The sequence below is a fragment of the Clostridium aceticum genome, assembly GCF_001042715.1.
Lineage (GTDB): Bacteria > Bacillota > Clostridia > Peptostreptococcales > Natronincolaceae > Andreesenella > Andreesenella acetica.
Genome location: NZ_CP009687.1, coordinates 563461 through 586167, shown reverse-complemented (window position 1 = coordinate 586167; position 22707 = coordinate 563461). Strand labels below are relative to the sequence as shown.

The window sequence follows — 22707 nt, the reverse complement described above, 5'->3', positions numbered from 1 at the left end:
CTCTTCAACATCCCCTTTGCCCCTCATAATTTAAATTTATTTTTTCTATAATTACCCACTTTGTTTATGTTTTAAAAACAATATTTTACTTAAATGATAGTTTTTTAAAATACTGCTGAAGACAAAAATATATTTCTTAAGTTGATCCTACAGCTTCCTTTATACAATAAATTTTGTCTTACTTCCCCCTATCTCCTGTTGAATTTCTAGCCGAGTAGCGATTCTATCCTTCAATTCTTGAACATGTGAAATAATTCCTACTAATCGCCCAGAGCTTTGCAATTCTAAAAGACATTCTATAGCATTATCCAGAGACTTTGTATCTAGTGTTCCAAAACCTTCATCAATGAACATAGTTTCTAGACTAATTCCACCAGCATAGGATTGTACTACATCAGCTAAACCTAAAGCTAAAGAAAGGGAAGCTTCAAACTTCTCCCCTCCTGAGAGGGATTTGATATGCCTTGATTTACCTGTATAATTATCAAAAACTTCTATCTCTAATCCACTCTGAGCATTTCCTTTGCTCTTTTCTTTTATTCTACTCATTTCATATCTATTTCCCGTCATTTTTCCTAATCTTATGTTGGCCGCCTCAATAATATCGTCAAAATATGCTGCTAATACGTAGCTTTCAAAGGTGATCTTTTCACTGTTATCGCCTTTTGCAACCTTTGCCAATTCTCCAATAATACTATAGTTTTTTTCTTCTTTCTTTATAGCCTCATTAATCTTTTTAATATTTATGGATATATCCGTATTATGTTTGATACGTGCAAAAACTTCAGTACTTTTTGTAGTCAGACTACTCTTTTCCTCTGTTTTTTTCCCCAGTTCATCTTCTATTACGTTTATATCCACTACCTTTAGATCTTTAAGTCCTTCAATAATTTCCTTGTATCGATCTTCATTAGACTTTACATTTCCATCATATGTTTTAATTTCCTTTTCTAACGTCTCTATCTGATCTTCTGCAAGTTTAGCTATCCTATATGCTTCTTCATCTTCAAAACCTAAGGCTATTATTTCCTCTTTAAGCTTTTTTTGAAGCTGACCGCATTCCATCTTTATCTCTTTAAGATCTTCCTCTTTGATAACCTTTTCCTTTAGCAAGCTGGTGTTTCTTTCTTTGTTTTTTAGAAACTGTTCTTTTGCATCATGAAGCGCCTTTTCCATAAGATTATATTCACTTACTATAGTTGTTATTTTATCCTGTAGTTTTTTTTGTGTTCTAATCTCCTCTGGTAGTTCCTTTTCTAAAGTTTCAATGGTGGTGGTTTCCTTCTGCACTTCACCATACACCTTTGTATATTGCTCTAGAATAGTCTCCAGCTGTTTTTCTTCTTTTGCTAGAGTTTCCGTTTTCTGCTCTGCTTCAATAATTAGTTCTTCTTGTCTGTTTTGTTGCTCTTCTAAGGCTTCACACCGTTGCCTTAATGCATCTATTTCTTTACTTAACAGCTTTAGCTTCTCCTTGATAAAGCCTGTCAATGCTTCCTTTTCAAAAGCACTTATATCCACCTCAATGATTTCTTGTATTTCTACTTTTTGATCCTCCACTTGACGCTTTTGAGCAGTACCACTCCCCATCAATCGCTGAAATTCCTCATAGCTGATACGATAATTTTCTTCTAAAATCTTTAACTTTTCCTCTTCTTTTTGTAACATTTCCTGTGTAGGTACATCTTCTATCATCTTAGCAGGGTTGGGATGATGATGAGAACCACATACAGGACAAGAGTCTTCTTCTTTCAAATCTTTTGCTAACAGCCCTGCATATCCTTTGTAAAACTTATGCTGCATTTCTTGGAGTTTAGCTTTTTGATCTTCATATCGCTTTTTCATCTGATTTTTTTCTTCTATCTGTTTATTGCACTGTTTTCTTATTCTATCCAGTTCCTGCAACAAGGGTTGGAACTGCTTTAGTTTTTTCTGCAAGGCTTCTTTTTTCTCTAAATCTCTTACTAGAACACCTGCATCCTTTGTTGCTTTCCGAATTCCTTCTGCTTCAAGATGGAGAGATTTTATTTTGCTTTTTATCATTTCCACATCTTGCTTTTTACGATTGACATTTGAAAGACTTGTTTCCAAGCTGCTTTGTAGCGCAGCGTAATGACCCTGCTTTTCTTCATAGACCTTTACTTTATCTGTATAGCCTTTATAGATGATCGCTTGATTCATCAAAGTTTGTCTTTGCTCTTGTTTACTTTCCTCCTCCATTAGGATTTTTTCTGCGTTTTCTAAAGTCTTTTCAGCTTCCTTTAAAACTATATAAAGATTTTCTATTTCCCCCTTTCTTTTCTCTACCTTATCTATATTATTTAAATAACTATCTTCCAATCCCTTTAAATTCAAGGCTTTTCTACCCTTACTTACTTTTTCTATATAAAGTCTAATAACTCCTTCTTTTTCCTGTAGTTTCATTTTTTCTTGTTCAATTTCAAGTTTTCTTTGGAATTTTTCATTGTTTTTTAATGCTTCATTTATTTTTTTATGCAAGGCAGTACAAGCTTCCTCCAACCCTTCTATTTCCTTTGTCAGTTTTTTTTCTTCTTCTTTATCCCGTTGAATTTGATTTGTCAATGTTTCCTCAAGAAGGCTGACATTGATTGTTTCAGTAGAAATCAATTGACTTAATTCTTCACACTCCCCAACATATATATTTTTTATATTGGTTCTTCTTTCTTCAGTTAATCTAGTAACTTCTGAGGCAATCTTCTTTGCCCTCTCATAAAGTTGAATTTGAATCTCTTTGAATATATTGGTGCCAAAAATTTTTCTAAAAATTTCTTGCCTTTCTTTGCTGCCTGCCAACAGCAGTTCTCTAAACTCTCCCTGGGGAATCATGACAATCTGTCGAAATTGTTCATAGGTAAGACCTATAATTTCCTTTATTTTATGGTCCACCTCTAGAACACCCGTATAAATTTTGTTATCCTCGATTATTTTTAATTCTGCATCTGATTTTTGTTCTGTATAGCCCTCACCTCTGGTTTTCTTTTTATACTGCTTTGGAATTCTTTTGATATAATATTTTTTACCGTGTAATTGAAAGGTAAGTTCTACATAGGTTAATGTATCCTCATTGGCAAAATCGCTGCGAATATGCTCTTGGTCCCTGTCGGAGCCACTGGTTTTACCATAGATAGCATAAGCAATCCCATCGAATATTGTAGTTTTTCCAGCCCCCGTAGGCCCTGTTATAAGAAAAATATTTTTACCATTTAATCTTGTAAAATCTATGCTTTCAACCTCAGCATAAGGGCCAAAGGCTGACATGGTAAGTTGAATAGGCCGCATTTTATTCACCCTTTTCCATTTTTTCTACTTGTTTTATCACTTCTAACATGATTTCTTTCTTTTCTTCTGTAAACATGTCTCCAGCAATACTGGTATAAAAATCTTGGAAAAGTGCTAATGTACTCTTACTTTTATAACCTGTTCCAGCAGAGGTTTTTGATATCTTTGTTTTTGTCGTTTTTACTTCTCTTTCTATAGAAAGAATATTAGGATAAACCCCTCTAAGTTTGTTGATGGGATCCAGCAATTCTCCTTCATCTGTTAAGATAACATGGAGATAATCTTCTACATTAGTATCCTTATATGCTTCACCATCCAACAATTTATTTAATTCTCCTCTAATGATCCTCATATCCCTGCGGGGGACTAATTCTTTAAAAGTCACTGTAACTTCCCCTTGCTCCCCTAGCTCAATAAGCTTCACCCCTTTTTTATGTTTTGTCTCTGAAAAGGAGTATTTAAGAAGAGAACCAGCGTAGCGAATATTGTCTCCCCCCACTTTTTGAGGACCATGTAGATGTCCTAAAGCAGTGTAATTGAAATCCTTGAAATATTCCTGCGTAATATACTCTGTCCCTCCAATGGATAGAGGTCTTTCTGAAGCACTTTCTTCTGGCGCTTGTCCCCCCACAACGAATCCATGTAAAATAGCGATATTTCGTTCTTTTAGATTTATTGTTTTATTGATTTCATCTATAATTGCCTTACAAGCAGTATCGTGATTTTTAATATCATCTTGGTCAAAAATTTCTCTAACTTCAGCTGGGTCTGCATAGGGGATCACATAGAAGTTTACTGGTCCAAATTCATCCTCTAGTATTAGCTTATCTATCTCTTTCTTCAATCTCCCTGCAATGTGCAGCCCATGGTCTTTTAGAATCTTCCTTGCAAACCCCACCCGATCTCCACTATCATGATTTCCTGCTATAGCAATAATAGGGGTTTTACACTCCAACAGTATTCGATTAAATACATTATCCAGTAATTCTACCGCCTCTACAGGAGGTACACTTCTATCATAGATGTCTCCTGCAACAATTACTACATCAGGCTTTTCTTGCAAAACGATATCCACCAATTGGCCTAAAACATATTCCTGATCCTTAGTCATATGTACATTATTTACAATTTTTCCTATGTGCCAATCAGCAGTATGGAGTATTTTCATTGCCCAACCCTCCTTTTAAAATATTGTATATATCTTCCAAAAATCAAAGACACAATGTTCCTCTCTATATACATCAGAGGTTTTCTTGTGTCTTTTTTATGTAGCTTTAAAATATATCTTTCATCCATAAATTCTTACATGTTTTTTATTTCATTTTTTTCTTTTTCTGTCAGAATTTTTTCTAAGTCCAATAAAATGATAATTTTTTCTTCTACCTTACCTATACCAATAATATATTGTCGATCAATACCCGTTAAAAGCTCTGGAGGGTTTTCTATTTGTTTTTCATCCATAGTTAATACCTGTGAAGCATCATCTACAATAAAACCTACTTGTTTATCTGCTATATTAATGATAATAATTCTGTTACTTTCTTGAATTTCTCCCTCTTGCAAATTGAACTTCTTTTTCAAACTAATAATTGGTGTTATATTTCCTCTTAAATTAATAATACCTTCAATAAATTTTGGTACATTAGGAACAGTTGTAGCTCGTTTGTGTTCTGTGATCTCTTGTACATGTTGAATAGCTACACCATACTCTTCCCCGCATAATTTGAAAATAACATACTGTTTTTCTGCCATCGTCAACTTCCCTCCCCCTTTTATACAAATTATACCACAGATCATCAGGTTCTTAATGGCTTTTCTAAAAAATTTTAGCGATTAAAACAAATTATGAATGGTATTTTGTATCTCTTGCAAAATTCTTTTTATTTATTTTACAAAAAAGGGAATTATGTAAGTTTATTCACGGTTATTCATGAAATTTTACCACTATTTAGGTTTTTTACTGATATTTATCCTAAAAATTTCCTTTTAAAAACCTTCTGTTTCATTGTATAAATTCTTTTTTATATAATCTTCTATATTATTCCATTCACATTTGTGGAGCTTTCTATTTCTATTATTGCATTTTATGTGTTTGTACATCAATATATTTCATAACTTACAAGAAATTATGAAATATTTTTAAAAAAAATTTCATTTTTTCGAAAAATGTAATTGAAATTTCATAAAGTTGCATATATAATAATATATAAAGTTAATTATTGGAGATTCAAAGGGGGTTATTTGTGTGGAAAAAAAGATTAAATTGTTAGATACAACTTTAAGAGATGGTGAACAAACTGCTGAAGTAGTATTTGCTAATGAAGAAAAGGTGTTTATCGCCAAAATGCTAGATGAAATTGGTGTAGATCAAATAGAGGCCGGAATTCCTATCATGGGAGAAGAAGAAAAAGCTGTAATTAAAAAGATTGTAAAAAGTAATTTAAAGGCCAGTATCATGGGATGGAATAGGGCTGTTATCAAGGATCTTGAAGCTTCCATCGAATGTGGTGTTGATGCTGTTGCTATATCTATCTCCACTTCCGATATCCATATTAAACATAAACTTCATTCTACCCGAGCTAGAGTGTTAGAACAAATGGTAAAAGCTGCAGAGTTTGCAAAATCTAATGGACTATATATATCAGTAAATGCTGAAGATGCTTCCCGTACAGATGAAGCTTTCTTAACTAACTTTTTCAAAGCTGCTAAAGAAGCAGGAGCGGACAGAATAAGATTTTGTGATACTGTAGGAATTTTAAACCCTATTAGCACTTATAATATCATCAAGAACCTTAAGGAAGCAGTAGATATTGATATTGAAATGCATACCCACAACGACTTAGGTATGGCAACTGCCAATGCTATCGCTGGAGCCATGGCAGGAGCTAGTTATTTAGGCGTTACTGTGAATGGTTTAGGTGAGCGAGCCGGTAACGCTTCCCTAGAAGAAGTAATGCTGGCGTTAAAACATGGAATTAATGGTGATATCACTGACTATAACATGGGAAAATTAAGAAGTTTGTGTAATTATGTAGCAAAAGCCTCTAATAGAGAAATCCCTGCTTGGAAGGCAGTTGTAGGTGAAAAAATATTTTATCATGAATCTGGTATTCATGCTGATGGTGCCTTAAAAAATCCTTTAACCTATGAAATTATTTGTCCAGATGAATTAGGACTGGAAAGAAAAATCGTTATTGGCAAACATTCTGGCACTGCTGCTATTAAGCACAAATTAGTATCTGAAGGTATTCATATAGATGACTTTACCGCTTATTGTTTATTAGAAAAAGTAAGAAATACAGCGACTGCTTTCAAAAGACCTTTAACAGATCAGGAGCTTTTTAGTTTATATGATGAAGTAATTAGTGAAGATAAACTAGCTCAAGAAGCTTAGATAAAAATAACCAATATAGATCAATTATAGATCAATTAATTTAAAAAGCTTGAATGACAAAATCAATGAGGTGATTACAGTGGGAAAAACTTTAACATATAAAATACTAGAGAATCATTTAATTTCAGGGACACTAACCCCTGGAGAAGAAATTGCAATCAAAGTAGATCAGACCTTAACCCAAGATTCTACAGGTACAATGGTCTATCTTCAATTGGAGGCTATGGGGGTCAAAGAAATAAAAACAGAACTGTCTGTAGCCTATATCGATCATAATACTTTGCAAACTGGTTTTGAAAATGCTGATGACCATGAATTTATAAAGACTGTGGCAGAAAAGTATGGTGTTATCTTTTCTAAACCAGGAAACGGTATCTGCCACCAACTACACTTAGAAAATTTCTCTGTACCTGGAAAAACACTGATAGGCTCAGACAGCCATACTCCCACCAGTGGAGGCATGGGGGTATTGGCAATTGGTACAGGTGGGTTAGATGTAGCTGCTGGCATGGCCAGTGGTAGATACTATCTAAAGGCACCTAAAGTAGTGAACATTCAACTGAAAGGAAGTTTAAATCCTTGGGTTTCTGCTAAAGATGTTATTCTTTATATACTAAAAAAGCTTACTGTTAAAGGTGGCGTTGGAAAGGTCATCGAATATTCTGGGGAAGGTGTCAAATCCCTTTCTTTAACAGATCGTGCCACCATTACCAACATGGGAGCTGAATTAGGAGCAACCACTTCTATTTTCCCTAGTGATGAAATTACTTATGAGTTTTTAAAGGCCAATGGAAGAGAAAATAATTGGACTCCTTTAGCAGCGGATGAAGATGCTGTTTACGATGAAGTTATCGAAATTGATCTTTCTGACATTGCTACCATGACAGCCAAACCCCATAGTCCCGATAATGTAGATGCGGTGGAGACTGTAAAAGGATTGAAAATAGATCAGGTTTTAATCGGCAGCTGTACCAACTCTTCTTACAAAGACTTGATGAAGGCAGCAGCTATTTTAAAAGGTAATAAAGTACACCCTGATGTCAGTTTAGGTATTTCTCCAGGTTCCAGTACTATCCTAAAAATGCTGGCGGATAATGGTGCTCTATCCACCTTTATTGCAGCTGGTGCTAGAATATTGGAGTGCAGCTGTGGTCCTTGTATTGGTATGGGGCAATCCCCTAAAACCGATAGTGTTTCTTTAAGAACCTTTAATAGAAACTTTTGCGGCAGAAGTGGTACAAAAAGTGCAGACGTGTATTTAGTTAGTCCTGAAACCGCTGCTATATCTGCTGTAAAGGGATTCTTCGAAGATCCTGTTACTTTAGGAGAAGATATTATTATAAAAGAACCTACCACTTATGATATCAGTGATAATTATTTTGTTAGAGCTAAAGATATAGATGCTACTGTGGTGATGGGACCAAATATTAAGCCCTTCCCTACAAAAGAAGGCTTAACGGATGCTTTAGAAGGTAAAGTAGTATTAAAAACTGGAGATAATATTACTACAGATGATATTATGCCCTCCAATGCCAAATTATTGCCTTATCGTTCTAACATTCCGCACCTTTCAAAGTTCTGCTTCCATGCACTAGATGAAAAACTATGGGAAAAATGCGAACTTCATGGTGGTGGCTTTATCATTGGTGGAGATAACTATGGTCAAGGCTCCAGTAGAGAGCATGCTGCATTGGTTCCCCTCTATCTAGGAATTAAGGCAATTTTAGCCAAATCCTTTGCTAGAATTCACAAAGCCAACTTGATTAATAGTGGTATTATTCCTTTGGAATTTATTGATCCTAATGATTATGTTTCCATAGGAGAAATAGATGAATTGGAAATCAAAGATGTAAAAGCAGCTTTAGTAAGTAAAGATACTATTGAAATTAATAACAAAACAAAGAACCTCACAATAAAGGCAAAGTTCGTAGGATCTCAAAGAGATGTAGATATTCTATTACTTGGAGGCTATTTAAACTATATTAAGATGAACTTGGGGGAATAAGAGATGACACATACAATTACACTTATACCAGGAGATGGGATCGGATCAGAAGTAACATCAGCAGTACAAAAGGTGATAGCCGCAACTAATGTAGCTATCGACTGGGAAACTGTTAATGGCGGAGAGGAAGCCTATAAAGCTACTGGAAAGTTTATTCCAGATGAACTTTTAGAAAGTATCTCTAAAAACAAAATCGCTTTTAAGGGACCTATTACCACCCCCATCGGTACAGGATTTAAAAGTATCAATGTTACTTTAAGACAAAAATATCATACCTATGCTAATGTAAGACCTGTTAAAACAATTCCAGGGATTAAAACACCCTTTGAAAATATAGATTTAGTGATTGTCCGTGAAAACTCTGAAGATCTATATAAAGGCATAGAGCATTGGGTAACAGATGGTGTGGCTGAGGCTATTAAAGTAATCACTGAAAAGGCTTCTACAAAAATCGGAGAGTATGCCTTTGAATATGCTAAAAAGTATAATAGAAAGAAGGTTACAGCGGTTCACAAAGCAAATATTATGAAAATATCTGATGGATTATTTTTAGATTCTATCAGAAAAGTAGCTGAAAAGTATCCAGAGATTGAATATGAAGAAGTAATTGTAGACAATATGTGTATGCAGCTGGTGATGTATCCCGAAAACTATGATGTATTGGTTCTACCTAACCTTTATGGAGATATTGTTTCAGATTTAGCAGCAGGTTTGGTAGGGGGATTAGGTTTAGTTCCAGGGGCGAATATTGGTGAAGATATCGCAATCTTTGAAGCTGTTCATGGCAGTGCTCCAACTATTGCAGGAAAAAATATTGCCAATCCTACTGCTTGTATACTATCAGCAGCTATGATGTTGGATTATATAGGTGAAACCAAGGCTGCCACCCTTGTACGGGAAGCGGTAGCCACTGTTATTAAAGAAGGAAAAGCTACCACGCAAGATATTGGCGGTACTGCTACAACAGAAGAAATCACAGAAGCAATATGTAATTACATTACTTCTGCAAAATAGTTGTTACAAACTGCATAAAAATTGTAGGGACGGTCTTTGACCGTCTCGTTTTATATTATATTTAATATTTTATTTAGGCGACCACAGGTCGCCCCTACTTTAGTGCCATTTGTTGTAGTAATTGTAGGGTAGGATTCATGATTGTAATTGTAGGGGCGGTCTTTGACCGTCTCGTTTTATATTATATGATATTTTATTTAGGCCACCAGAGGTCGCCCCTACGTTGCTTTTATTTATATCTTAAATTTTGGTACAATCTGTTGGAGTTCTTCTGCCATATGGGCCAAATTTTCTGAGGAAGCTTTGATGCCCCTCACATGTTTTAGCTCTTCCTGTGCAGATGTAGCTATATTCTGCATACTGTAGGATAGTTCTTTAGCTATACTTTCTAGTTCATTCACAGAGCTGCTGACTTCTTTTGCTCCCACAGACATCTCATCGGATACATTGGCTAGATCTTTAATTTCCTTTGCCACACCCTTTACGGAGATCAAAATATCAGTAAATACTTCATTTACGTTTTGAATAACAGTTTTTCCCTTTTGTACCTTTTCTTTACTGGTGTTGATAGATTGCACCGCTCCCTCAGTATTGCTTCCAATGTTCCCTACTAGCTGCCTAATATCTTCTGTAGCTCTTAATGTCTGTTCAGAAAGTTTCCTTATTTCATCTGCCACTACAGCAAAACCTTTCCCTGCCTCCCCTGCCCTAGCCGCTTCAATAGCAGCATTTAGTGCTAGTAGATTGGTCTGATCAGATATATTGCATATGATTTGGAGGATATCGGTGATTTTTTCTGAATCCTTTTGTAATGCTTGGATAACTTCTGCTGTTGTAGCAGTACTAAACTGAATGTTGCTAATTTCTTCAATGGCGCTATGTACTGCCTTATTTCCTCCCTCCGCTTTATCTATCATATTGTTAGAAGAATTCAAAACATTAGAGGAAGTATCAGCTACTTGTTTAATTCCCCTGACCATCTCTTGTAAATTGCTGGAGCTTTCTTGGGTTCGTTGCAATTGATGGTCTGCCCCAGAAGCAACCTCTTCGATGGCTGTTGTTACTTTGTTGACTAATTGACTTGTTTCCTCAGAACTCTTGAATAATTCTTCAGAAGAAAGCTCTAATTTCCCACTTGCTTCTATGATTTTTGTAAATATATTTCTCATGGATTTTTGCATGATGTCAATACCCTTAGACATATCTCCTATTTCATCCTTCGTTTGCAAATACTCCTCCGGCACATCTATACTAAAATCCCCACTGGCAATTAACTTTGTATGTATGGTTGTAGCTTCTAAGCTATTGGTGATTCCCTTCGATAGATATAATCCAGCAATAATACCATAGAGTGGAAAAATAGCAATGATACTGAATATCACCTCTTTTAAATTATTGATATTTTTGTAGGATAAGAAACCTATCAGCAACAAAGGAAAAAAGCTTGCAACAACAAATATTAGTAATATTTTATTCCTTAGTTTCAAATTTTTCATCATATTTTTGGTCCTCCTTTGTATCAATCATACTGTTAAAATAAAGATAAAATTAACTTTGCACTATGGTGAATAATACCTCCTACTAAAAATGCAGTGAAAATTGTTAGAAAACTAATCAACATAGCAGCTTTTAAGCGAAACTCCTTTACTAAAATGCCAAAGACAGAAAGGCAAGGAAGATAGAACAAAGCAACAACAGCACCAACTACCATTTGTAGTGTATTCAAATTCAGTTCTAATAGAGGAAGTACCGCTAGTTCTCTTCTGATAATTCCTAGTATTAATGCTATACTAGCCTCAGGGGGCAGACCCAGCCATCCAACAACCAAGGGTTGAACTAAACTTCCAATAGAATTTAGCATGCCCGTTTCTACAACAACAGCAGCTAGACCTACTGCTAAAATCATGGGAAGCTCCGCCTCCACCATGAAACTACGGATTCTAAGCCAAATTTTTTTAAACAATGCTTGTTCATTTGGTATAAGCAAGCTAGGAATCTCTAGCAGCATCGGACTTACCTCCCCCTTTAACATTTTATTTAAGATCATCCCTCCAAAAAGAATAAAGCTAAAAGAAATAAAATAGACGATAACAATCGCCAGCATAGAATGGTTGCCTAAAAGGGCGATAAAAGCACCTGTTTGTGCAATACAAGGAACTGCCAATGTCACAAGCGTTGAAATGATCAATCGTTCCTTGTGGGAAGTGGCAGCCCTTGAGCCTAATATGGCCGGTATAGCACAACCGTAACCCATGATAAAAGGAACAATACTGCTGCCTTGGATACCGATGCGGCTTAACAATCCGTCTACAATAACGCCTAAATGCGGTAAGTATCCGCTATCCTCTAGGATAGATAAGATTCCATAAAACAGTACAACATAAGGCAGAATTAAAGCAAAAGGCCATTCAATCCCTTTAATGAGCATGCCGTATTCTCCTATTAAGACATTCAAAAGAATCCCTTCTGGCAGTACTGACGATACAATTGATGAAATAAAAGGAACATACCAATGATTTAAAATAGGTAGTAAAATCAAAGCCCTTAAAGCCTTCCCCCCACCTACAACAATCCCTAAACAAACAAATAAAACAAGCACAGCAATAGGAAGGCCCGGAAAGAAGTTTAGACATAAATCACTGAATCGATCTAGTAAGGAAGGTTCTGTCTCCTTCAAACTAACTTGAACTTTTTCAGCAATACTGCAAGCTTTTTTCCAACGTTCTTCTTGCGTAAGGCACTTATCCACTTTTATACCTTTTTCTTGATATGCCAGTTCCCATGTTTTATTTAAAACTTCCTTTAATCCTATACTTCTAGTAGCAATAGTAGATATGACTGGTGCACCTAACTCTTTTTCTAAAGCTTTAATATCAATAAAGATACTTTTACTTTCAGCTATATCCAGCAAGTTTAAAACAAATATCACCGGGGTATCATATTCCATTACTTGATAGGCAAAATCTATGCTTCGTTCTAAATGTGTAGCATCTAGTACACAGATAATTACCTGTGCTTCTCCTTCTTTTAGTAATTTTACTGCAACTTCCTCTGCAGGAGATATCGCCTCTAATGAGTAGGTTCCAGGTACATCTATTAATATACCTTTCTTCCCCTGATATTTTATTCTACCCTGCACATAGTCTACAGTTGTTCCTGCATAATTAGCACTCATCACCTGCATTCCCGTCAATTTAGAAAAAACAACGCTTTTTCCTACATTCGGATTTCCCATTAACAAAACCTTTAGTTCTTCCCCTGTTGTCTGTACTAAAGTACTAGTATTATGACATCCCAATCAGCTCACCTCTTTTTCTTGATTCTAATGAATTCACTATCAGTACAAGGATAATTTTTTATAGTTAATTTTATTAGAGATGTTAAAATCTTTCGATAATGATATTCATTTTCAATTCTACATATAATAGTACTCCTTTATCTAAAATTTGTCAATGTTATTTGGAATTTTTTTCTTTAATGTGATTCTATTACCATATAATAAATAAAAAGACTATTGAAGGTGTTCTTCAATAGTCTTTTTATTTAAAGAGATGATTACTTTACTAAATTTCTCCCAAATTCCCTGCAAGCCTCTAATTCAGTATCTCCAGGTGTTAGATTCACCATAAGTCCTGGTGCTACGAGATTTGCCCCATATTGCTTCATTCTAGCCTCCCAGTCCTGCATCCATTCTCCGTCGCCCCAATCATATGAACCAAAAAGACCTATAGGCTTTCCATTAATCTCTGGTTTTTCTAAAGAAGCAACAAAGGGCTCCATTTCTGTTTCTTCCAGCACTTCCGCCCCCATAGAAGGGCATCCTAGGGCAACCGCATCTGCATTGAAAACATCCTCTACTGTAGCCTTACGCACTTCCATCAGCTTTACTTCCACACCGTCAGTCTTTGCACCTTCAGCTATTGCTTCCGCCATCATTTCTGTATTCCCTGTAGCACTCCAGTAAATAATCGTTACTCTTTTCATTCCAGTATCTCCTCCTTTATTCTATAAACACACTTTATACTTGGCAAAATAATTGATAAAGTTTACACAATATACTTTTATCTAATCGCAAATATTATTAACTTAAGCAGATTGCACAATTTTTTCAGGATGGTTTAGTTTAAGCATGCTCTTTATTTTTTCTTTGGCACATAAAATCTCTGTGTATTTTTCATCAGATAATCTAGGGTCCCCATAGACCCTCCAGCCCTTTACCTTTGTTAGCTTTAAGGATGGGTGTCCTATAAAACCCAATACATCTTTTAAAGGATATCCTAAAAAGGTGCCAATCTCATGAGGCATTTCTCCACTTTCCATTTTTTTTACTAGAACATCCAAATAGGTATTCAAATCATATTCATGGGGATAGCCCTGTTCTTTTAAAAACTTAATGTTTTTGAATTCCTTCAGTGTATTATCCAATGCTTCTACGTTATAAAACAATATTTTTTTACAGCCTTTGTCGGTATAGAATTCTTTGTAATAAACTTTAGTACTTTCATCAAAGATCCTTTTAATTTCTTCTCTGCGTTCTATACCTTTCTGATCATCTTCAGGAAAACTCATAATTTCTGCTGGCTTTGCTCCAAATAGTACTGGTCCTAATAGTTCTATCGTCCAGGTTATAAAGACATCCTGGTTATCTTTGTTCCAGCAGTAACAGTGGCTTTTATTGGTTTTCATTATATCACCCCACTTTTAATAAATATTTTGCTAAATGAATGTCTGTACTTCTAAAACGAAGCTGCCGATACTCTGCGATCAAGCCTAAGTTCAACTAGTACTTAACCTCTAGCTATTCAATTTCAATAAAATCTCTGCTTTATAAAATAATCTGAGTTACTATTATATTATGTAGTAAAGTCCCGCTTGTGAATGAAACAAGCTTATCATTGAATTTCATTCTCATTAAAAGAATAAAATTTTTATCTTTAATTTTTCATAATACATGACTTACATCCACTACAATTATTTAGTTGTTTTACAAGATCACTACATGCTCTTCTAGAAAAAATGCAGGGAATATTATTTTGTTTTGCTTTTTCTTTGACAATCTTTGTTATATTGTGTTCAATAAAATCATAAAAGACTATAATCATATCTGTTTCTGTGGGAATCTCAAAGTTTCTCATCCCTTTTTTTCTCCCTGTCCAATGTATGTAATCTCTTATGCCATAATCCATTAGTGTACTTGGAATATTTCCAAGTCGATCCGCTCCAATCAATAATGCCTTCACACATGTCCCTCCTTAATTATACTATCTTTTTAAATATCGATAATGATTATTATTATCATTATTATAACCCATTTATTACCGTATGTCAATAACCTATCAAACCTTTTTTATACGTTAGATGGAATTATGGAGGAATTTGAGTTGTTCCTTTGAAAACTAAAAGTTTTTATGATATATTTAGAGCATTAGTAGTATACTTATTTAAAGAATTGAGTTACTGATATATGTAAATCATAGGCGTTAACTTAGTACAATTATTACCAAAATTCTCTTGAACTGTCATCCCGAGGGTAGCGAAGGATGACAAATTATGGCTTAAGTTAACGCTAATGATATGTAAATATAAAGTGAGGTGTTGATCATGAAAGAAGCTAAAAGTAAATTATTAGGTGTGGGGGCTGTTTTGAGTGCTGTACTTTCTACACTGTGTTGAACAGGCCCCCTTATTTTTATGTCACTCGGGTTAAGTGGCATCGGTTTATCTTATTTATCCTTTCTTGGACCTTACCAAAGCTATCTTCGTTTTTTTGCTGTTATTTCTCTATTGTTTTCTCACTATCGCTTAGCACATCGGTCTGTAAGCAAAAAAACAGAGGTTTTCATATGGGTTGTTACAGTTATTGTAATTTTATCCTTTTTATCTCCTCTAGCATTGCGGTTTATAATATAAGTACCTACAACTCATCCTCTTGGCAGTATTCTTTTCTATATAAGCTGTAGCAAATATATTACATCCGCTACACCACAGGGACAGTTCCTCAGACACATAAAAACATACATGCCATATGAATCGTCAGGCTGCGCAAAAACTAACTTTGTTCGGGTTTTTGTCATTCTGAACACAACGAAGAATCTTGTGTTTTAAACCTTTATGGCTTTTATAAGATTAATATAATTTTTTTCCAATGCTCAACTTTAACTCGAGGGATTTATGCTTTTATTTTTTACTTCCAATCCAACCGTAACCAAACCTTCTTCAGCTTTTTGACGTCCATGTTTTGTTAATAACAATATCCCTTCTTCTTCAGTTAACATATATTTTTTTATTAGCCCTTTTATGAGCTTATTTACAAATCCAGGTTCCCACTGTAGGACTTCCTTGATGTGATCTATATGACATTCTTTTTCCTCTTCAGGTATTGTCTCATGATCATAGATATGCATCAAAAGGGTTAGTTCAGCAAAATCCCCCTTTTGTTTCTGACGACGATAGATTGTAGCAATCAATCCGTAGCGTGGACCTAAAAGAAAGATAAGCATAAAAATAATCCCTGCTATCGTAGCCATTGCACCAGCTATTGAAACATCAAAAATACCTGCCAATTGATAACCTAAAATACCTATAGCTATTCCTATCATGCAACTAATGAATAGGATATCCTCTAACTTATCTGATATCAAGTAAGCGGTTAGGGGGGGCACAACCATTAATGCCACTACTAATATGGATCCCACTGCATCGAAGGCACCTACCGCTGTAAGAGAAACCATACCCATTAACCCATAGTGAATAAAGGCAGGAGAAATCCCCAGTACTGCTGCTAGTTTAGGGTCAAAGGTAACTATTTTTAACTCTTTATAAAATACTGCTATAAAGATTATGTTTAAAATCAGAATCATCAACATAACATAAAGAGATTTTGGTCCTAAATCATATCCCCTGATTATAAGACGATTAAAAGGAGCAAAGGCAATTTCACCCAATAGAACTGCATCAATATCTAAGTGAACATTTCCTGCATATCGAGATATGATGATAACACCTATACTGAAAAGGGCCGTAAAGACCATACCTATAGATGCATCCTCCGATACAAGTTTTGTCTGTTGAAACATCTCTACTAAGAATACCGTTGCAATTCCAGTGAAGGCAGCCCCTATAATCAAAAGAGGTGAATGAATATTTCCTGTTATGATAAAAGCCACAGCTATTCCAGCCAAAATGGAATGACTGATAGCATCACTCATCATCGCCATCTTTCTCAAAACTAGGAAAACCCCTGGCAAAGTACAGGTAACCGCTACCAAAGAAGCCAATACTTGAATTTCTAACTGTGGATTATGCATTAGCATCTCCCCCCATTTCTTGATGAATTTTTCTAGCTTCTTCAAGTCCTTCTGATGTTAGGGCCCATTGGTGATCTTCCATATGCTTTACCCAGCCTAAAGCTTCTAAATTTTTTAGGTTTTTTAAAATTCTCCCTTTGTTTTGCCGATATTTTTCCCCTGTTAAATTAAAAAGAGATATGGCATAAGGATGAAAAGTATCCTTCGTATCTTTTGAAAGAATATAAAGCTTTTCTAAGGTCATTTCCATACTAATACGCCCATGGTTTTCATACCGAAACCACAGTTGATATAAGATCCCCCGCTTCGGAGCAAATAAGATAGAAAACATTACAATAATAAAACCCACCAGCACTATTGTCGGTCCTGTCGGAAGCTTCGATACACGACTACTAATGACTGCTCCACTAATCCCTGACAGGGCACCAAATAAAGCTGACAGTATTGCCATAATCTCTAGTCGATCCGTCCATTGTCGGGCTGATACGGCTGGTGCAATAATCATAACACTCATCAAGACTACGCCTACTGTCTGTAAGCCTACTACAATACCAACTACCAACAAACTGGTTAACAAAAAGTCTACTGCCTTCATAGAAAACCCTAAACTCATTCCGTAGTTGGCATTAAAACTTAATAATTTAAATTCTTTCCAGAAAATTATTAAAACAGCTAATGCTACAGCACTGAAAATTCCCATCGTTATCACATCTTGTCTTAACAACGTTGCTGCCTGCCCAAATAGAAATTTATTTAGACCAGCCTGCCTTGCATTTGGAAACTTTTGTGCATAACTGAGAAGCATTAATCCAAAACCAAAAAACACCGATAAAATAATCCCTAGTGCACCATCATATTTAATATGAGAATAGTTTACAATCCCCATCATACAGTAAGCTGATAGGCATCCAGCAATCAGTGCACCTAGTAATAAAACTGTTGAAGACTTGCTGGATGTTAGAAGAAAAGCAATAACAATCCCAGGTAAAGCCGAGTGGGAGATGGCATCTCCCAAAAGGCTTTGTTTTCTTAAAACAGCAAAGGTTCCTAACACACCACTGGTGATCCCTAAAATCGCTGCCCCCATAGAAACGGTTCTTAATGTGTGATCTGTAATAATTTCCCTCAACAAAGTCATCATATCACTTTTCCTCCACCACAATTGTTTTAGGTTTCAGTGCAGCTATCTGATTTTTTGAATGTTTCTTTTCATTAAATTTCATAAAGGGTATAGGTTGGTTTCCATAGGTTTTTATTAAGTTTTCCTTTGTAAAAACTTCTTCCTGAGGACCATAAGCAATACATCTTACATTTAATAACATCACCCATTCAAAATACTCCGCTACTGTTTGCAAGTCATGATGTACTACAATCACTGTTTTACCCTGCTCTTTTAAATCCATCAATAGTTTTACAATCACTCTTTCTGTCAAAGCATCTACCCCTTGAAAGGGTTCATCCATTAAATAAATATCTGCATCCTGTACCAGAGCCCTAGCTAAGAAAACCCGCTGCTGCTGTCCGCCAGATAATTGACTTATTTGCCGATTATGAAACTCCTCCATAGCTACTTTTTTCAGGGCCTCCATCGCCATTTCTTGTTCTTTTTTTCCTGGCCTTTTCATCCATCCCAAGGCACCATATCGCCCCATTGTAACTACATCTAATACATTTGTAGGGAAATCCCAGTCAACGCTGCTTCGTTGTGGAACATAACCTACTTTTTTTCTGTTGACTTTATAGGGCTTTCCACAAATCAATACCCTGCCTGCCACTGGCTTTATGATTTCCAAAATAGATTGTATAAAAGTAGACTTTCCTGCTCCATTGGGGCCTACAATCGCCAACAGTTTACCCTGTGGCACGTTTATGTCAATATCCCACAGCACTGGTTTTTCCTTATAAGCCACTGTTAAATCATGAACCTCGATAACATTCTCATTCATATTACCCTACTCCCCCTGACTTATTTTAACAAAGCTTCTACAATAGTATTGATGTTATAACGAACCATCCCTAAATAAGTTCCTTCTGGCGTCCCCCAATCTCCCATCGCATCTGAGTACAATTCTCCCCCAATTTCAACTTCGAAGTCTCTAGCAGCCACAGCTTCCTGGAGAGCTATTACATTGCGCTCCGGCACAGAGGATTCAATAAAAATGGCGGGAATTTCTCTGGCTACAATAATTTCTGCCAACTCTCTTACATCAGCAATTCCTGCTTCAGATTCTGTACTGATACCCTGCAAACCCAATACCTCAAAACCATAGGATTCACCAAAATACTGGAAGGCATCGTGTGCTGTGATTAATACACGCTTTTCCTCTGGCACCCTCAATGCCTGTTGGATTACATATTCATGAAGTTCTTCTAAGTCCAATAGATACTTCTCAGCATTCGCTGTGTAAATTGCCTTATTAACAGGATCTTTCTCTACTAAGACATCCCTTACATAAACCACTGCTTCTTGCCAAAGACTAACATCAAACCAAATATGGGGATCATAACTATCTTCATATTCATCTTCTCCACTTAAAAGTTTTGATGTAGCAATCGCATCAGTAATAGCTACTGTTTGAATACTTCTTGCTGACATTTCCCTAAAAATGTCCTGCATCTTACCTTCTAAGTGCAAACCATTATAAAATATAATATCCGCTGACTGTAATCTGTTGACATCCCCCTCTGTAGCTTGATATAAATGGGGATCAATTCCAGGCCCCATTAAACCCCGTACTTCTACTACATCTCCCCCAATCACCTGTAATAGATCTGTGATCATGGTTGTGGTTGCAACTACATTGAGGACCTCTCCTTCCTTACTTGCGGTTACTTCTGAACTTGTGTTTAAGTTTAGTGTGTACCAAAACATTCCTCCTAGAAAACCTACTATTACAATAAGTACTATAAAAGATTTTAGCTTCATCTTTAAAACTCCCTTCTTATTTTTTATTTACTTAAACTTCTAAATTTAGTCTTGGGAAACTTTCCTTAACATGATATTCTCTAGCCCAGAATAAGGTGCTAGTTTCCCGTAGGAAAATTTATGATTTTTAAAACAAAACAAAAGGACGATACAAGTTTAAATTTGTATCGTCCTTTTGTTTTGTTTTTGACGTATAAGGTCCCCCTCTAAGCGTTAGCACACATGAGGTTTTTAATCAGGCAAAGTAGACTCTCCACCTGATTTACCTCTATTCAGCTTTAGATGAACGCCCTCACTATTTACTTACAGTAACCTTGCCCCAAGGACAAGCAGCTAGACACTTTCCGCAGTTACCTATGCCGTGTTGTGCCTTCACTTTTTTAAAATAATCATTACATACCTCTGGCTCCAGCATTGTACTTAAAGGGTTTTCATGGTGAAACTTTTCACCCTTTATAGCTTTTGGTGGGCAAGCATCCTGACAAGCAGTACAACTGCCGCATCGATTGTTCACCGGCGCATCACATTCTAAGGGTGCATTTGTTAAGACTGTAACCAACCTTAGCCTAGGACCTACCTTTTCATTGATTAAACAACAGGACTTCCCAATCCAACCTAATCCCGCTAATGATGCAGCTAGTCTATGGGAAAATGCACTCTTACATGGATCGTTTAAAAACTGCTGAGAAGCGGGTATTGGTATAGCATCGTAACCAGCCTTATAGAGAAAATTGCAGGTAAGCAATCCCAGCTCATCAAGCTTACTATTCACTACACTATAGTAATGAGAGTATATCTGCTGAGGTCCCTGTTCTAATAGCTCTATTATCTTTGTCGGCAGAAATATTCCTATAGAAACTGCCCTTGGAAAGTTTGAATAAGGTTCTGCATAGTTTTTTTTCATATATGCTTCAGCCCTAGTAAGATCAGCTATGCCAAATAAATCTGCTCCTATGTCAACAGTTTTTTCTTTTAATTCTTCCTTCAAAAAAATTGCCTTGTCCCCCATATGAAATCCCCCTTTTTCATTCTTGAAATATTTTACTGTTTTAAAGATTCCTACTTCCATTCGTCAGTTTTCATCGGTCAAAGTCAGACACTTGTCTGACTTTTAAACTTTAACTAGAGGAATTCACTATTTTGCTATCCCCTTTCAGCATAGATAACAATGTTTCTTCCGCCTCATCTAAATCATTGGGGATATTCACATTATATCCTTTTGCTTTAAGACGGGCAAATAATTCTAAAAGAATTGGGGGCTCTAAGTTTGCCTCCTTTAACACATCTACTTGTACAAATACTTCTTGAGGCGTACCCCGAAGGACAATGCTTCCTTCTTTTAATATATAAATAGTATCTGCTACACTAGGCACCACATTAATATCATGGGTAGTCACCACTAGGGTCACACCATGCTCCTTGTTGAGATGATTAATAATTGACACCATTCCACCTTTAGATTTTGGATCTAAAGAGTCGAAGGGTTCATCCATAATCAATATTTTTGGCATCATTACCATAGCACCAGCTAAAGCCACTTTCTTTTTTTGACCACCACTAAGATAATGAGGAATTTTATTCAATAGGCCTTCGATCTTTAAAGTCTTTGCCACCGCCATTACCTTCTGATGTACTTCTTCTTTTGATAAACCTTCATTTCGAGGTGTGAAAGCAATATCATCATACACCCTAGGGCCTATAATTTGTTCATCAACATTTTGAAAAACAACACCTATATTTTTTCTAATGGTGTTGAAGTTCTTATAAGGGGTTAGACCCATCACCTCTACCTTTCCCTCCACAGGAGAAAGTAGACCTAATACGTGGGATAGTAGGGTTGTTTTTCCTGCCCCATTAGGTCCTAGTATAGCAACCCTCTCCCCTTGCTTTACAATAAAATCCAGCCCACATAACTTCACTTCTGTCTTATCAGGATAAACGTGTTTTAGACACTGCACCTCTATTATATTCTCCATGGAATCACCGTCCCAACTAAAATGACTGCACCTGTAATAATCATGATATAATCAATAGCTTTTAGGGGGAAGATTTCTACAGTCAAAGGAATTTTTCCTTTATATCCCCGCAAAGTATATACCTTGTACATCCTCTCACTCATTTCAAAGGAATGCATAATGAGAACCCCCAGAATACCAGCCACGCTTTTTAGATTTACCCATAAATTAAAAGGCTTATAACCACCTCTTAGTCGTATACTTTTTATTAGATTCTGGATTTTATGGAACAGTATAAAAAAAGACCGATAAGTAAATAAAAATATATCCACCAGTAGGTTAGGGATAAATAAAGATAATAAAGCAAATATATCTATATATGGTGTTGTGGTAATTAATAAAAGCATGGTAAGGGCTGCCCCTACTGCCTTCATGATCACCACAATTCCTAGTCGCCAAGACTGTTGTGCACTTATCAAGGCAAAAATAATACTAAAAAAAGCAGGATAAAGTGCTAGGTGTACCACCTGTTTTAAAGGAATTTTTCCTAAAATAAAAAGGAGAAAAAGGATAGCCATAAGGCATCCTAATCTCACAAAATCATTAGCAATAATAAAACTAGATAATAAGAAGAAGGTCAAAGCTATTTTAGATAAAGCCCTTGCTTTATGTAAAAGGCTCTCTCCATTATTAGATATTTGATCAATGTCAGCTAAGTGCATTTTTTTACCTTCCTTATACATTATTTTATTGGCATAATCCCCGCATTTTTATGTTTAGGATACATGCCTCTCATTCCTAGTTGT

The 22707-nt window shown here is 35.8% G+C and carries 19 protein-coding genes; 4 read left to right on the top strand and 15 right to left on the bottom strand.

The window, feature by feature from the left end; translation table 11 throughout:
* Nucleotides 1–159: 159 nt before the first annotated feature.
* The 3 genes from CACET_RS02650 to CACET_RS02640 all read right to left on the bottom strand — a co-directional run bounded on the left by CACET_RS02650 (nt 160) and on the right by CACET_RS02640 (nt 5052).
* Nucleotides 160–3300 (bottom strand): SbcC/MukB-like Walker B domain-containing protein, encoded by a 3141-nt coding sequence (locus CACET_RS02650; protein ID WP_044823097.1) that lies wholly within the window; start codon nt 3298–3300, stop codon nt 160–162.
* 1 nt (nt 3301) lies between these two features.
* Complete coding sequence (locus CACET_RS02645; RefSeq protein ID WP_044823098.1) at nt 3302–4468, bottom strand: exonuclease SbcCD subunit D; 1167 nt, start codon at nt 4466–4468, stop codon at nt 3302–3304.
* Between the two features lie 134 nt (nt 4469–4602).
* Nucleotides 4603–5052, bottom strand: coding sequence for a chemotaxis protein CheW (locus tag CACET_RS02640; RefSeq protein WP_044823279.1), 450 nt, complete (start codon nt 5050–5052; stop codon nt 4603–4605).
* A gap of 487 nt (nt 5053–5539) precedes the next feature.
* Here CACET_RS02640 and nifV point away from each other — a divergent pair, with 487 nt between their 5' ends.
* The 3 genes from nifV to CACET_RS02625 all read left to right on the top strand — a co-directional run bounded on the left by nifV (nt 5540) and on the right by CACET_RS02625 (nt 9713).
* Complete coding sequence (nifV, locus tag CACET_RS02635; protein WP_479722671.1) at nt 5540–6694, top strand: homocitrate synthase; 1155 nt, start codon at nt 5540–5542, stop codon at nt 6692–6694.
* Between the two features lie 79 nt (nt 6695–6773).
* Nucleotides 6774–8699 carry an aconitate hydratase gene (locus CACET_RS02630; protein ID WP_044823100.1) on the top strand — a complete coding sequence of 642 codons (1926 nt, stop codon included), beginning with the start codon at nt 6774–6776 and terminating at the stop codon, nt 8697–8699.
* A gap of 3 nt (nt 8700–8702) precedes the next feature.
* Nucleotides 8703–9713, top strand: a complete 1011-nt coding sequence (locus tag CACET_RS02625; protein ID WP_044823101.1) for an isocitrate dehydrogenase (NAD(+)) — start codon at nt 8703–8705, stop codon at nt 9711–9713.
* A gap of 233 nt (nt 9714–9946) precedes the next feature.
* On the opposite strand, the gene CACET_RS02620 is transcribed toward CACET_RS02625, so the two are convergent.
* The 5 genes from CACET_RS02620 to CACET_RS02600 form a co-directional block, all read right to left on the bottom strand.
* Nucleotides 9947–11212, bottom strand: coding sequence for a methyl-accepting chemotaxis protein (locus tag CACET_RS02620; RefSeq protein WP_044823102.1), 1266 nt, complete (start codon nt 11210–11212; stop codon nt 9947–9949).
* A 32-nt stretch (nt 11213–11244) separates the two neighbouring features.
* Nucleotides 11245–13011 carry a ferrous iron transporter B gene (locus CACET_RS02615; protein ID WP_044823103.1) on the bottom strand — a complete coding sequence of 589 codons (1767 nt, stop codon included), beginning with the start codon at nt 13009–13011 and terminating at the stop codon, nt 11245–11247.
* 257 nt (nt 13012–13268) lie between these two features.
* Nucleotides 13269–13697, bottom strand: coding sequence for a flavodoxin (locus CACET_RS02610; protein ID WP_044823104.1), 429 nt, complete (start codon nt 13695–13697; stop codon nt 13269–13271).
* Nucleotides 13698–13799: 102 nt separating this feature from the next.
* The gene (locus tag CACET_RS02605; RefSeq protein ID WP_044823105.1) at nt 13800–14399 is read right to left on the bottom strand and encodes a DUF3793 family protein; all 600 of its coding nucleotides are present in this window, start codon (nt 14397–14399) and stop codon (nt 13800–13802) included.
* Nucleotides 14400–14647: 248 nt separating this feature from the next.
* Entirely contained in the window at nt 14648–14953 is a 306-nt protein-coding gene (locus tag CACET_RS02600) for a DUF2325 domain-containing protein (protein ID WP_044823106.1), read from the bottom strand.
* Nucleotides 14954–15404: 451 nt separating this feature from the next.
* Here CACET_RS02600 and CACET_RS20085 point away from each other — a divergent pair, with 451 nt between their 5' ends.
* Nucleotides 15405–15623, top strand: coding sequence for a hypothetical protein (locus CACET_RS20085; RefSeq protein WP_144414704.1), 219 nt, complete (start codon nt 15405–15407; stop codon nt 15621–15623).
* Between the two features lie 245 nt (nt 15624–15868).
* Here the strand turns inward: CACET_RS20085 and CACET_RS02595 are convergent, their stop codons facing one another.
* The 7 genes from CACET_RS02595 to CACET_RS02565 form a co-directional block, all read right to left on the bottom strand.
* Nucleotides 15869–17020 carry a metal ABC transporter permease gene (locus CACET_RS02595; protein ID WP_201774894.1) on the bottom strand — a complete coding sequence of 384 codons (1152 nt, stop codon included), beginning with the start codon at nt 17018–17020 and terminating at the stop codon, nt 15869–15871.
* Nucleotides 17013–18161, bottom strand: a complete 1149-nt coding sequence (locus CACET_RS02590) for a metal ABC transporter permease (protein WP_144414703.1) — start codon at nt 18159–18161, stop codon at nt 17013–17015. The genes CACET_RS02595 and CACET_RS02590 overlap by 8 nt, the downstream gene beginning before the upstream one ends.
* A gap of 1 nt (nt 18162) precedes the next feature.
* On the bottom strand, nt 18163–18966 hold the full coding sequence (locus CACET_RS02585) for a metal ABC transporter ATP-binding protein (protein ID WP_044823108.1): 804 nt from the start codon (nt 18964–18966) through the stop codon (nt 18163–18165).
* 20 nt (nt 18967–18986) lie between these two features.
* Nucleotides 18987–19946, bottom strand: a complete 960-nt coding sequence (locus CACET_RS02580; protein ID WP_052661203.1) for a metal ABC transporter solute-binding protein, Zn/Mn family — start codon at nt 19944–19946, stop codon at nt 18987–18989.
* A gap of 295 nt (nt 19947–20241) precedes the next feature.
* Complete coding sequence (locus CACET_RS02575; protein ID WP_044823109.1) at nt 20242–20955, bottom strand: 4Fe-4S double cluster binding domain-containing protein; 714 nt, start codon at nt 20953–20955, stop codon at nt 20242–20244.
* A 109-nt stretch (nt 20956–21064) separates the two neighbouring features.
* Complete coding sequence (locus tag CACET_RS02570) at nt 21065–21922, bottom strand: energy-coupling factor ABC transporter ATP-binding protein (RefSeq protein ID WP_044823110.1); 858 nt, start codon at nt 21920–21922, stop codon at nt 21065–21067.
* Complete coding sequence (locus CACET_RS02565; protein WP_044823111.1) at nt 21910–22623, bottom strand: energy-coupling factor transporter transmembrane component T family protein; 714 nt, start codon at nt 22621–22623, stop codon at nt 21910–21912. Before CACET_RS02565 ends, CACET_RS02570 begins: the two co-directional genes overlap by 13 nt.
* Nucleotides 22624–22707: the final 84 nt, after the last annotated feature.

Coding starts and splice junctions, on each gene's coding strand:
- CACET_RS02650 (WP_044823097.1), bottom strand. CDS start 3,300: ATGCGGCCTATTCAACTTACCATGTCAGCCTTTGGCCCTTATGCTGAG.
- CACET_RS02645 (WP_044823098.1), bottom strand. CDS start 4,468: ATGAAAATACTCCATACTGCTGATTGGCACATAGGAAAAATTGTAAAT.
- CACET_RS02640 (WP_044823279.1), bottom strand. CDS start 5,052: ATGGCAGAAAAACAGTATGTTATTTTCAAATTATGCGGGGAAGAGTAT.
- CACET_RS02625 (WP_044823101.1), top strand. CDS start 8,703: ATGACACATACAATTACACTTATACCAGGAGATGGGATCGGATCAGAA.
- CACET_RS02620 (WP_044823102.1), bottom strand. CDS start 11,212: ATGATGAAAAATTTGAAACTAAGGAATAAAATATTACTAATATTTGTT.
- CACET_RS02610 (WP_044823104.1), bottom strand. CDS start 13,697: ATGAAAAGAGTAACGATTATTTACTGGAGTGCTACAGGGAATACAGAA.
- CACET_RS02605 (WP_044823105.1), bottom strand. CDS start 14,399: ATGAAAACCAATAAAAGCCACTGTTACTGCTGGAACAAAGATAACCAG.
- CACET_RS20085 (WP_144414704.1), top strand. CDS start 15,405: ATGTCACTCGGGTTAAGTGGCATCGGTTTATCTTATTTATCCTTTCTT.
- CACET_RS02595 (WP_201774894.1), bottom strand. CDS start 17,020: ATGCATAATCCACAGTTAGAAATTCAAGTATTGGCTTCTTTGGTAGCG.
- CACET_RS02590 (WP_144414703.1), bottom strand. CDS start 18,161: ATGATGACTTTGTTGAGGGAAATTATTACAGATCACACATTAAGAACC.
- CACET_RS02585 (WP_044823108.1), bottom strand. CDS start 18,966: ATGAATGAGAATGTTATCGAGGTTCATGATTTAACAGTGGCTTATAAG.
- CACET_RS02580 (WP_052661203.1), bottom strand. CDS start 19,946: ATGAAGCTAAAATCTTTTATAGTACTTATTGTAATAGTAGGTTTTCTA.
- CACET_RS02575 (WP_044823109.1), bottom strand. CDS start 20,955: ATGGGGGACAAGGCAATTTTTTTGAAGGAAGAATTAAAAGAAAAAACT.
- CACET_RS02570 (WP_044823110.1), bottom strand. CDS start 21,922: ATGGAGAATATAATAGAGGTGCAGTGTCTAAAACACGTTTATCCTGAT.
- CACET_RS02565 (WP_044823111.1), bottom strand. CDS start 22,623: ATGCACTTAGCTGACATTGATCAAATATCTAATAATGGAGAGAGCCTT.